Below are 12,149 nucleotides of genomic sequence, written 5' to 3'. Positions count from 1 at the left end.
ACCTGGGGGCTGCTTCGGCCGTTCCAGGACAGGCGTCGGCGGGACCTCCATGCTGACCGGCTGGCCGGGAACCACCCGGACGGTCTTGCCGTGGTGCAGCAACGTCATCGCCGGCCCCGCGGGGACGGTGTAGACCGCCGTCGAGTCGGAAACCTCCACCCGCAGGTGCCGCCCGCGGACACAGAGCCCGAAGGCCAGCCTGGTCAGTCCCTCGGGCAACCGCGGCGCGAACGAGATCACCTCACCGCCGTCACGCAGCCCACCGAAGCCCTCGACGAGGGCGATCCAGCTTCCCGCGAGGGAGGCCATGTGCAGCCCATCTCCGGTATTGTGCTCGATGTCATGCAGATCCATCAGGGCAGCTTCACGCAGGTAGTCATGGGCGAGCGACAGGTGCCCACACTCAGCGGCCAGCACCGCCTGGGAGCATGCCGACAGTGACGAGTCCCGAACCGTCAGAGCTTCGTAGTAGGCGAAGTTGCGGATCTTCTCGTCCATCGTGAAGGCATCACCCCGGCGCTGCATCGCCAGGACCAGGTCCGCCTGCTTGACGACCTGCTTGCGGTAGAGGTCGAAGTACGGGAAGTGCAGCAGCAGAGGGTACTGCTCGGGCGCGGTGTTCGCGAAGTCCCAGACCTGGTGTTCGGTGAATCCCTCGGACTGCGGGTGGACGCCGAGATGGGGGTCGTAGGGGATGGACATGTTCTCGGCCGCGTCCCGCCAGGACGCCGTGACCTCGGCATCCACGCCCAACTCGGCGGCCCGGTCGGGATGGCGGCGGGCGGCGTCCGCCGCAGCCACGAGGTTCCGCTGCGCCATCAGGTTCGTGTAGACGTTGTTGTCGGCGATGGCCGAGTACTCGTCCGGGCCCGTGACACCGTCGATCCGGAAGCGGCCGTCGAGGTCGTGATGTCCCAGTGACCGCCACAGCCGGGCGGTCTCGATCAGGATCTCCAGCCCCACCGTGCGCTCGAACTGCTCGTCCCCGGTGATGGTGACGTAGCGGGCGACCGCGTCGGCGATGTCGGCGTTGACGTGAAAGGCGGCCGTCCCGGCCGGCCAGTACCCGGAGCACTCCTCGCCGTGGATGGTGCGCCAGGGGAAGACGGCGCCCTTCAGATTGAGCAGATCGGCTCGTTCCCTGGCCAGTGGCAGAGTCGCGTACCGCCAGCGCAGCGCGTCGGCCGCCGCGTCAGGCGCGGTGTACGTCAGGACGGGGAGCACGTACGACTCGGAGTCCCAGAAGGCGTGCCCGTCGTATCCGGGGCCGGTCAGGCCCTTGGCCGGGATCGCCCGCCGCTCGGCCCGCGCTCCGGCCTGCAGGACGTGGAACAGCGCGAAGCGAACGGCCTGCTGCACCTCCGGGTCGCCGTCGACCTCGACGTTGGCCCGCTTCCAGAAGGCATCCAGGTACTGCCGCTGCTCGCCGACGAGACCGGGCCACCCGGTCTGCCGCGCTGCGACCAGCGCCGCGGCGGCCTGGTCCCTCAGGGCTGGGAGGGACCGTTGCTCCGACCAACCGTAGGCGATGAACTTGACCATCCGTAGCTTCTCGCCCGGGGCGAGCACCGCCGTGGCCGTCACCCGGCCGGCGTCCGGCTCGCTCTCCGAGGAGACACCCAGCGAGTCCGGCCCGGCGAACTCGTGGTCCATGGCCGCGGCGACACGGATCTCGCTGCGGTGGGTGATGTGGACGAGCTCGACCATCGTGCCGCTCGCCCGATGGCGCTCGGACCGCAGCGGCGACTCCAGCGCAGCCGCGGCCCGCGGGTCACCGTGCCAGGCCGGCAGCTGCTCGTTGGCCACCAGCTCCGACTGGATGACGATCCGCGCCGGGTCGCCCACCGGCTCGATCTCGTAGTACACGGCCGCGATGGAACGCTGCGAGAACGACACCAGCCGCTCGGAGTGCACCCGGATGGTCTGCCCCGCCGGCGAGACCCATTCCACGTCCCGCCGGAGCACGCCCTCCCGGAAGTCGATCGCCCGCTGATGCGACCGCAGATCGCCATAGCGGATGTCGAACGGCTCGTCGTCGACGAGTAGACGGATCACCTTGCCGTTGGTGACGTTGATGACCGTCTGGCCGGACTCGGGATATCCATAGCCGGCCTCGGCATAGGGCAGGGGCCGCAGCTCGTGGACCGAGTTCAGGTAGGTGCCCGGCAGGCCGTGCGGATCGCCCTCGTCGAGGTTTCCCCGAAGCCCGATATGGCCGTTGGACAGGGCGAACAATGACTCGGACCGGCCCAGATCGGAGATGTCGAGACCGGACTCCTGGATGGACCACGGCTCGATCAGATAAGACGCTTTGTCGATCATGCGGGGCCGGGCCCGGAGCCGTGGCCGAGCAGGTCCGCCAGGTCGTTTACCACGATGTCGGCCCCGTGGGCGCGCAACGCTGCGGCGTGCCCCACCCGGTCGACCCCCACGATCCAGCCGAACCCGCCGGCCCGCCCCGCCTCGACGCCGGCCAGGGCGTCCTCAAACACCGCCGCCCGCCGCGGCGGCACCCCGAGCAGCCGGGCGCCGGCGAGGAAGGTGTCGGGCGCTGGCTTTCCGGCGAGATGGTCACGGGCGGCGACGATGCCGTCCACCGCTCCGTCGACGAGGGCGTCAAGCCCGGTCGCCTTCAACACCTCGGCGCAGTTGGCGCTGGAGGAGACGACCGCGCGGGGGATCCCCCGCGCGGCCAGTTCCCGCAGGTACGTCACCGAGCCGGGGTAGATGTCCACACTGTCCCTCCTAAGCCGTCCCAGCAGGAGGAAATTCTTCCGGTTGGACAGCCCATGCACGGTGAGCGCGGACGGCGGGTCGTCCGGTTTTCCGTCGGGAAGCCTGATGTGACGGGCGTCGAGAAAGGCTCGCACTCCGTCGATCCTGGGCCGGCCGTCAACGCACTCGGCATAGTCATGCTCGAGGTCGAAGGGGACGAACGGCCCTCCCGACCGCTTGGCCCAGTTCTCCAGGAAATCGTCGAACATCTCTTTCCACGCGGCCGCGTGGATCGTCGCAGTGTTCGTCAGCACGCCATCCAGGTCGAACAGACATGCCTCGATGTGATCGGGTAGCCCGAGCATCCGTCCCGCCTGTCCCTTCCGCCCCAGCCTTCCCCGGGAGCACCCACCCGTCCGGCCGGGTATTCATCGACCGGCCACGTGCCTCCTACCCGGGTCACGCTCCGTCTCACTCTTCCACGCGGCCCCGTCCTCCTCCGGGTGGACGGTAAAGATCAACCTCCGGGTGGAGGGTGAAGATCAACCGCTCATGCTCTAACGTCCGGGACGTGCTGTTGTCCGACCGGGACATCCGGACCGAGATCGCCACGGGCCGGATCCGTCTCGACCCCCACGACCCTGGCCTCATCCAGCCGTCCAGCATCGACCTACGGCTGGACTGCTGGTTCCGGGTCTTCGCCAATCACCGGTACAGCCACATCGATCCCTCTCTCGAGCAGGAGGATCTCACCGAGCTCATCGCCCCGGAGGGCGACGAGCCGTTCGTCCTGCATCCGGGCGAGTTCGTCCTCGGCTCGACGCTGGAGATCGTCACCCTGCCCGACGATCTCGCCGGCCGGCTGGAAGGGAAGTCGAGTCTCGGCCGGCTCGGGCTGCTCACGCACTCGACGGCGGGCTTCATCGACCCCGGCTTCTCCGGGCACGTCACGCTGGAACTGTCGAACGTGGCGACGCTGCCGATCAAACTCTGGCCCGGCATGAAGATCGGCCAGCTCTGCCTGTTCCGGCTGTCCTCGCCGGCCGAGCACTCGTACGGCTCGACCATCTACGGCTCGCGCTACCAGGGCCAGCGCGGCCCGACTCCGTCGAGGGCCTACCGGGACTTCACCCGCGCACCGGTCCCGAACGGGGAGATCCCCCCAGGCTGACTTCCTTCTTCCTTGCCTTTCAGCTTCCTTGCCTTTCCAGAGGGTTTCATGTTCGATTTATCCTTCTGGAAAGGCAAGGGCACAATCTAGCCGACAGGCTCGGCGGACGCCTCGGTCGGAGCCGCTGGCGCCGCCGGCGCCAGCGAACGGGCCAGGAGCTGGGAGACGTCGAGCACCTCGACGCCGTCCTTCGCCTCTCCGCTCAGCTTCTTCTCGGTGACGGCGTCGGTGAGCATCACGATGCAGAACGGGCAGGCGGTGGACACGACGTCCGGGTCGAGGCCGAGGGCCTCCTCCATCCGGTCCACGTTGACCCGCTTACCGATCTTCTCCTCCATCCACATCCGCGCGCCGCCGGCACCGCAGCAGAAGCCGCGGTCCTTGCAGCGGTGCATCTCCTGGCCCCGGATGCCCGGGATTGCCGCCAGGATCTCCCGCGGCGGGGTGTAGACCTTGTTGTGCCGCCCGAGGAAGCAGGGGTCGTGGTAGGTGACCGACGACTCCACCCGGGTCACCGGCACCAGCTTGCGCTCCTCGACCAGTTTGCCGAGCAGCTGAGTGTGGTGGACGACCTCGTACTGACCGCCGAGGGCCGAGTACTCCCGGGCGAGGCTGTTGAAGCAGTGCGGGCAGGTGGCAACGATCTTCTTGACGCCCGTGGCGTTCAGCAGCTCGATGTTCGCCTTGGCCATCTCCTGGTACAGGTACTCGTTGCCGAGCCGGCGCGCCGGGTCTCCGGTGCAGGACTCGTTCGTACCGAGGATCGCGAACTCGACCCCGGCGGTGTGCAGGAGCTCCGCGAAGGCCCGCGCGACCTTTTTGGCGCGGTCCTCGATCGCCCCGGCGCAGCCGACCCAGTACAGGTACTCGACGTCGTCGGGGATCTGCTCACCGTCGCCGAGGACACGCACCTCGAAGGGCAGGCCCTCGGTCCACTCGGTGCGGGTCCGCGGCGAGACGCCCCACGGGTTGCCGTTGTTCTCGAGGTTGCGCAGCATGACGCCGGCCTCGGACGGGAACGCCGACTCGATCATCACCTGGTAGCGACGCATGTCGACGATGTGGTCGACATGCTCGATGTCCACCGGACACTGTTCAACGCACGCGCCGCAGTTGGTGCACGACCACAGGACGTCGGGATCAATGACCCCGCCCTCCTCCTCGGTGCCGACCAGCGGCCGGTCGACCTGCGGCTGACCGGGCTGCGGCACCCGGCCGAAGCCGGACTCGGGCACATGGTGCACGGTGTGGGAGTCGGAGGCGTCCTCGGCGATCCCGGTGACCGCCTTCGGCGCCTCCTCGCCCTCCGCCGCGCCCCCGGTGGACAGCAGGTAGGGCGCCTTGGCGAAGAGGTGGTCACGCAGATCCATGATCAACAACTTCGGTGACAGCGGCTTGCCAGTGTTCCACGCCGGGCACTGGCTCTGGCACCGCCCGCACTCGGTGCAGGTGGCGAAGTCGAGCATGGCCTTCCAGGAGAAGTCCTCGACCTTGCCGACGCCGACGACCGGCTCGTCCTCCTCCATCAGCTTCTCGATGTCGGGGGTGGTGGCCAGCGGGCCGAGGGCCACCGGCTGGCGCTTGAGCACGACGTTGATCGGAGCCAGGCCGATGTGCAGGTGCTTCGAGTAGACCACCAGCACTGAGAAGCCCATGATCACCGCAATGTTGAGCAGTAGGAAGGCCGTCTCGATGCCCTCGTTCACCTCGTGGGAGAGGCCGGAGAAGATGCGGCTCACGGCGTAGGACGCGAAGGCCCACTTCGTCTGGCCCTGCGGGAGGTTGCCGGTGTTGTACTGGGCACCACGGCAGATCAACAGTGTCACGATGACGGCGGTGATCAGACCGAGGATGACCCAGGCCGGCCCGGTGTGCGAGCCGTAGAATCGCGACTTGCGCTCCAGCCGCGCCGGGGCGTCCTTCAACCGGATGATCGTAAAGGCGGCCAGGCCGGCGAGGACCGCCACGGCGAAGAAGTCCTCGAGGAAGCCGATGGCCGCCCAGTGCCCGAATCCCGGGATGTGGAAGTCGTCGTCGAACAGGCCGCCGTAGGCCTCGATGACGGTCAGCAGCAGGATCGTGAAGCCCCAGAAGGTGAAGAAGTGGGCCGCCCCGGGCACCGACCACTTCAGCAGCTTGCGCTGCCCCCCGACCTCGCTGATCTCCGTCCAGACGCGGGTCGGCAGGTCGTCGAGCCGGCCCTCGGCCGGCTGGCCGGACCTGATCAGCCGGAACAGCCAGAAAACCCGGCGCCCGGCAACCGCGAGAGCAATCAGCGTGATCGCTCCACCGATCGCAATTCTCACACTATCCTCCATCTGGCACCCACTATCGCGGGCGAGCCTGCTCGTACCGACCAGCAACGTATGGGACGAGTGGCTCACGCCACCCGGACAAGTGGCCCGCGCCACCGTAGGGGCGGGTCCGGTCCCACCTCCCGGCCAACCTGCCTGGCTGGGTCCCCACCCCCGGGCGTAGGGGCACTATGAGGCCGACAGCGAACCCGCTCACCGTCGACCCTGCCACGATGTGGTCCGAGCGGCCCGAGCTAGGGGGCCCAAAGGCCCGATCGTCCGCGCGAGGTGCACGAGACTGCTACGTTCAGCGGCAGACGCCCAACCAACACGCAACGCCTCGCACCGTCACGACTACCACGGCGCCCCGGATCCCGCCATCCCGGAACGTCGCTCCCCCCGCCGGGAGCCTCCCGGGCCGACGAGGTCAACCCTTGTGCCGGCAGGTGCTTCGACGCACCATAAGGACAGCTTTCGCCCACGGTGACCGGGCGATCGTGTGTCCCGCGGTGCTCGCCACCTTCACGTTGTGCATGGGCCCGGTGCCAGCGCTGCCGCGACGACGCCCGGCGTGCCCCGGCGGACGGGCCCTACCGACGTTGACGACCCCGCGAACGACAACCCCGCGAACGACAACCCTGCGAACGACAACCCTGCGAACATGGTGGGCACGATGGCGACGATCACCCGGCCGACGATGACCCGAGTCGGCCGCCCTGGACACTCCCTGCAGACGGAGTACCTCCGGGCCAGGGAGAACCAGGCACTCGTGCGGCGGGACAAGCTGAGCCGCGAGGTACCCCGCACCGCGGTGCGCTCGGCCCTGGTGGGACTCGTTCTCGCCCTCGTCATCGGCTTCGGTCTGGGGCTGCCCACGGTCGCGGTCGTCGTGTTCCTGCTGGTCTTCATCGCCTGGCCGGCCGGGATCGTGATCGCCTCGTTCGGGACCGCCCCCGACGTCGAGTCGCTGCGCGAGGGGGCCGAGGCGGAGCGCAGGACCGCCCGCGCCATCGCCCGGCTGCGCCGCCAAGGGTACGTCATCCTGCACGACCGGGCCGTCCCCTACTCCGAGGCGACCATCGGTCACCTCCTGGTCGGGCCCGGCGGGGTGATGGTGCTCAGCAGCGACAACAGCAAGGGCACCGTGCGGTACAAGAAGGGTGGGGCGACCTGTGACGGAGAGTCACTCAAGCCCCCGATCGACCGCACAGCCTGGTTGGGTGGCGAGGTCCGCAACCAGATCCGCGCAGCACTGCCGATGCTTAAGATCCCGGTAAGTCCGATCCTGGTGATGGTCGAGGCCAACGTCCTGTGGAGCGACGGCGCCCTCGACGGAGTGACGATCATCAGCATCAAGGACGTCGTCAACTACATCCGGCGCAAGCCCGGCCGGCTCAACCCCAGTGAGGTCCAGCAGATCGCCGCCGCCACGGAACGGCTGTTTCCGGCCTACTCGGCCAACCGCCTCGCCGAGCAGATCACCGTCGGTCGGGACCAGTGGCTGACCCTGATGGACGCGCTGCGCACGATCCGTGAGCGCGACGGGGACGCTTCCGAGATGCTCGACCGGCTCGCCCAGATCGAGTCCGACCTGGGCCGGCAGGCCGACCTCATCAACCGGACCGGAATGCCGCTCACGGTTCCCGGCCGAGCGGGCACTGACGAGGCCACGAGCGGCGGCGGCGCGGCCTCCGGGCCGGACGGTCCGTCGGCTGCCGGCATGGGGCCGGTCGTCTCGCCCCGGCTCGGATCACGCGCGGGCGGACGGCCGCGCCCGGGAGCCCGCCGCGGGCGCATCCTGGCCGCCGTTCGACCGCCCCGGGAGACGACGGACCCCGACGCCGGCCAGGCGCCCGGCGACGGTGCCGCGGGTGACTCGGCCCCGCAGCCACCCGCCGGAAGCTGACGCTCTCCCACTCCACGCCACGCGGCTCCCCCGCAGGCTCTTCCCGCCAGCTCCCCTTCCGGTCCCGCCCGGCGGCGCTGGCGGGAATGTCCCGGCCGCACAAAAGTTGAGCGCGCTAGGATCACCCCTGTCGGGCTATGATAAGAGCCGTCATCATGAGTCAGAGCGACTCAACACACCAGCCTGGCTTAGCGTTGGCGGAACCGAGGCTTCCCGGAGTGATCCTCAAACCTCGGTTCACCGACAGGTTCCATCCCCACGAGGTCGGTGCGCCCGCCTGATCGGCGCCACCGACATGATCGAAAGGCACACAGACATGGCACGAGCGGTCGGTATCGACCTCGGCACCACGAACTCCGTCGTGAGCGTGCTCGAGGGCGGCGAACCCACGGTGATCGCCAACGCCGAGGGCTCCCGGACGACCCCGTCGGTCGTGGCTTTCGCGAAGAACGGCGAGGTCCTGGTCGGCGAGGTCGCCAAGCGTCAGGCGGTGACAAACGTCGAGCGCACCATCCGGTCGGTCAAACGCCACATGGGCACCGACTGGAAGATGACGGTCGACGCGAAGGATCTCACGCCCCAGGAGATCAGCGCGTTCATCCTGCAGAAGCTGAAGCGGGACGCCGAGTCCTACCTCGGTGAGACGGTCACGGACGCGGTCATCACCGTCCCGGCGTACTTCGATGACGCCCAGCGTCAGGCCACTACCGAGGCGGGCACGATCGCCGGGCTCAACGTCCTGCGGATCGTCAACGAGCCGACCGCCGCGGCCCTCGCCTACGGGTTGGACAAGGGCGAGAAGGAACAGACCATCCTGGTCTTCGACCTCGGTGGCGGTACCTTCGACGTCTCCCTGCTGGAGATCGGCGACGGTGTCGTCGAGGTGAAGTCCACCTCCGGTGACACCCACCTCGGTGGTGACGACTGGGATCAGCGCGTCACCGACCACCTGATCAAGACTTTCAACGGCCAGCACGGGGTCGACCTCGGCAAGGACAAGATGGCCCTGCAGCGGCTGCGGGAGGCCGCTGAGAAGGCGAAGATCGAGCTTTCGCAGTCCACCCAGACCACGATCAACCTGCCCTACATCACCGCGTCGGCCGAGGGTCCCCTGCACCTCGACGTCTCACTGTCGCGCGCCGAGTTCCAGCGGATGACCTCCGACCTCATCGACCGCTGCAGGCACCCCTTCCAGCAGGCGGTGAAGGACGCGGGGATCAAGATCAGCGACATCGACCACGTCGTCCTCGTCGGTGGTTCCACCCGGATGCCCGCCGTCGTCGAGCTGGTCCGCGAGCTGACCGGGGGCAAGGAGCCGAACAAGGGCGTCAACCCGGACGAGGTCGTCGCCGTCGGCGCCTCGCTGCAGGCCGGCGTGCTCAAGGGCGAGGTCAAGGACGTCCTGCTCCTCGACGTCACCCCACTCTCGCTCGGCATCGAGACGAAGGGGGGGATCATGACCAAGCTCATCGAGCGCAACACCACGATCCCCACCAAGCGCTCGGAGATCTTCACCACCGCCGAGGACAGCCAGCCCTCCGTGCAGATCCAGGTCTTCCAGGGCGAGCGCGAGATGGCCGCCTACAACAAGAAGCTCGGCATGTTCGAGCTGACCGGCCTGCCGCCCGCCCCGCGGGGCATGCCCCAGATCGAGGTCACCTTCGACATCGACGCAAACGGCATCGTGCACGTGTCCGCGAAGGACCTGGGCACCGGCAAGGAGCAGTCGATGACCATCACCGGTGGCTCGGCGCTGCCGAAGGACGACATCGACCGCATGGTCCGCGACGCCGAGCAGTACGCCGAGGAGGACCGCAGGCGCCGGGAGGAGGCCGAGACCCGCAACAAAGCCGAGACGCTCGTCTACTCGACCGAGCGGTTCCTCGCCGAGAACGGCGAAAAGATCGACGCCGCGGTGAAGAACGACGTGGAGGAGAAGCTCGGCACGCTGCGGGGCGCCGTCGCCGGCACCGACACGGCGGCGATCCGCGAGGCGGCCGACGCGCTGGCCGCGGCTAGCCAGGCGATGGGCCAGGCCATGTACGCGCAGGCCGCCCAGGAGGGCGCGGGTGCCTCCGGCGGCGCCGGAGCAGCCGACGACGACGTGGTCGACGCGGAAATCGTGGATGAGGAGGACAAGAAGTGACCTCAAGCCAGGCCGCGGACTGGTGGGGTTCGTCTCGGCCCGACGGCCGGGACGAGGCCGAAGAGCCCCCGGTGGTGGTGCGGGACCGGCGCCGGATCGATCCGGAGAGCGGCGAGGTCCGGCCGGAGGCCGCTGCGTCCCCCGGCCCGACGGCCACGGAGGTTCCTCCCGCCGGAGTCCCGGCGGGCGAGGGTGACGGTGAGCTCATGGCGTCACTGCGCCAGCAGGTCACCGAGCGGACCGCGGACCTGCAGCGCCTGAAGGCCGAGTTCGACAACTACCGTCGGCGGGTCGAGCGGGACCGTCAGCAGATCGGCGAGCAGGCGACGGCGAAGCTGCTGGCGAGTCTGCTGTCGACCCTCGACGACATCGGCCGGGCTCGTGACCACGGCGATCTGGAAGGCCCGTTCAAGGCGATCGCGGAGGCCTTGGAGGCAGCCCTGGAGGCGACCGGGCTGGAGCGCTACGGGGCGAAGGGCGACGAGTTCGACCCGTCGGTCCACGAGGCTCTGATGCACTCCTACCGGTCGGACGTGAGCGGGCCGACTTGCGTGGACGTCTTCCGGGCGGGTTACCTGCACGCGGGCAAAGTGTTGCGGCCCGCGCAGGTGTCGGTCGCGGAACCGTCGGGCGAGGTGGACGAGATCGTCGATCAGCCGGTCGAGGCGGAGGTCGTCGCCGGGGCCGGCGAGGCGGCGGGGAGCGGCCCGGGCCAGGCAGGCGGCCCGCCGAATCGGCCGGCATCGGTCCCCGATGACACGGGCAGTGCGCCCGGGCCGGACAACGGCGGGCCCACTGTCAGCGCCGACTGAACACCGGCTGAAGAGGGGAGCCAGGTCCGTCCGGCCGTCCGCGAGCCGGGGTCTGACGGGCATGGCCGGCCACCGCCTCGCGCGGACGACATCGTGAAGGAAGGAGGGGCGCCGTGAGTGTTCGCGACATGGTCGAGAAGGACTATTACGCCGCTCTCGGCGTTCCAAAGGACGCCTCGGCGACCGACATCAAGAAGGCGTACCGCAGGCTGGCCCGTGAGCTGCACCCCGACAAGAACCCGGGGGACGCCAAGGCCGAGGCGCGGTTCAAGGAGGTCTCCGAGGCCTACGACGTTCTCTCGGACGAGGGCCGTCGACGGGAGTACGATGAGGCCCGGGCGCTGTTCGCGGCCGGCGGTCGTCCCGGCGGCGGCTTCGGCGGGCCTGGCCGAGCCGGGGGTTACGGCGGGTTCGGCGCGCCCGGCACGGGCTACGGCAGCGGGCCGAACCTCAACCTCGACGACCTTCTCGGTGGGGCGAACGGCGGCCTCGGCGGCATCTTCGACAACCTGTTCCAGCGGTCGTCACCCGGACGCGGCCCGCGTCGGGGTGCCGACATCGAGGCCGAGGTCACGATCCCCTTCGAGAAGTCGCTGACCGGCCTGGAGGCGTCGGTCCGGCTTCCCGGGGCCGCGACCTGTACCACCTGCACCGGCAGCGGGGCGCGTCCCGGCACGACGCCGCGCACCTGCCCGACCTGCCGTGGACTGGGCGTGGTGTCCCGCTCCCAGGGTGGCTTCGCACTCTCCGAGCCCTGCCGCGACTGCCTGGGCAAGGGCACCTTGATCGACCATCCCTGCCCGGACTGCCGGGGCACCGGCCGGCGTGAGCGTGAGCAGCGCATCCGCATCCCACCTGGGGTGAGCGACGGACAGCGGCTGCGGGTCCGGGGGCGTGGCATACCCGGCGAACGGGGCGGACCGGCCGGTGACCTCGAGGTGACGGTGCACGTGCTGCGCCATCCGGTGTTCGAGCGGGAGGGGAACAATCTGGCGATCACTCTCCCCGTGACGATCACCGAGGCCGCCCTCGGCGCATCGATACGGGTGCCGACCCTGGACGGTGCTCCGCTCACGATGAAGGTGCCGGCGGGGACCTCCAGCGG

The 12,149-nt window shown here is 69.3% G+C and carries 8 protein-coding genes; 5 read left to right on the top strand and 3 right to left on the bottom strand.

Annotated elements, in window-relative coordinates:
- Both AC08OP_RS12170 and AC08OP_RS12165 read right to left on the bottom strand, forming a co-directional pair.
- On the bottom strand, nucleotides 1-2,322 hold a 2,322-nt coding region (locus tag AC08OP_RS12170; RefSeq protein WP_476614292.1), incomplete at its 3' end, for a glycoside hydrolase family 65 protein.
- Nucleotides 2,319-3,080: a beta-phosphoglucomutase family hydrolase gene (locus AC08OP_RS12165; RefSeq protein WP_476614291.1), complete on the bottom strand. Its 762-nt coding sequence runs from the start codon at nucleotides 3,078-3,080 to the stop codon at nucleotides 2,319-2,321. The genes AC08OP_RS12165 and AC08OP_RS12170, both read right to left, overlap by 4 nt.
- A gap of 206 nt (nucleotides 3,081-3,286) precedes the next feature.
- On the opposite strand from AC08OP_RS12165, the gene dcd reads away from it, so the two are divergent.
- The gene (gene dcd, locus AC08OP_RS12160; RefSeq protein WP_462188612.1) at nucleotides 3,287-3,886 is read left to right on the top strand and encodes a dCTP deaminase; all 600 of its coding nucleotides are present in this window, start codon (nucleotides 3,287-3,289) and stop codon (nucleotides 3,884-3,886) included.
- 86 nt (nucleotides 3,887-3,972) lie between these two features.
- Here the strand turns inward: dcd and AC08OP_RS12155 are convergent, their stop codons facing one another.
- The gene (locus AC08OP_RS12155; protein WP_476614290.1) at nucleotides 3,973-6,192 is read right to left on the bottom strand and encodes a (Fe-S)-binding protein; all 2,220 of its coding nucleotides are present in this window, start codon (nucleotides 6,190-6,192) and stop codon (nucleotides 3,973-3,975) included.
- A 661-nt stretch (nucleotides 6,193-6,853) separates the two neighbouring features.
- Here AC08OP_RS12155 and AC08OP_RS12150 point away from each other — a divergent pair.
- The 4 genes from AC08OP_RS12150 to AC08OP_RS12135 all read left to right on the top strand — a co-directional run.
- A complete protein-coding gene (locus tag AC08OP_RS12150; protein ID WP_476614293.1) occupies nucleotides 6,854-8,086 on the top strand; it encodes a nuclease-related domain-containing protein in 1,233 nt (410 codons plus the stop codon).
- A 316-nt stretch (nucleotides 8,087-8,402) separates the two neighbouring features.
- A complete protein-coding gene (gene dnaK, locus AC08OP_RS12145; protein ID WP_476614289.1) occupies nucleotides 8,403-10,232 on the top strand; it encodes a molecular chaperone DnaK in 1,830 nt (609 codons plus the stop codon).
- Nucleotides 10,229-11,044 carry a nucleotide exchange factor GrpE gene (gene grpE, locus AC08OP_RS12140; protein ID WP_476614288.1) on the top strand — a complete coding sequence of 272 codons (816 nt, stop codon included), beginning with the start codon at nucleotides 10,229-10,231 and terminating at the stop codon, nucleotides 11,042-11,044. Before dnaK ends, grpE begins: the two co-directional genes overlap by 4 nt.
- Nucleotides 11,045-11,157: 113 nt before the next feature.
- Nucleotides 11,158-12,149 (top strand): DnaJ C-terminal domain-containing protein (locus tag AC08OP_RS12135; RefSeq protein ID WP_476614287.1); only part of this gene is annotated, 992 nt, incomplete at its 3' end.

Source organism: Frankia sp. CeRuru1 (assembly GCF_977966315.1).
This window is presented reverse-complemented; position numbering and strand designations above follow the sequence as displayed.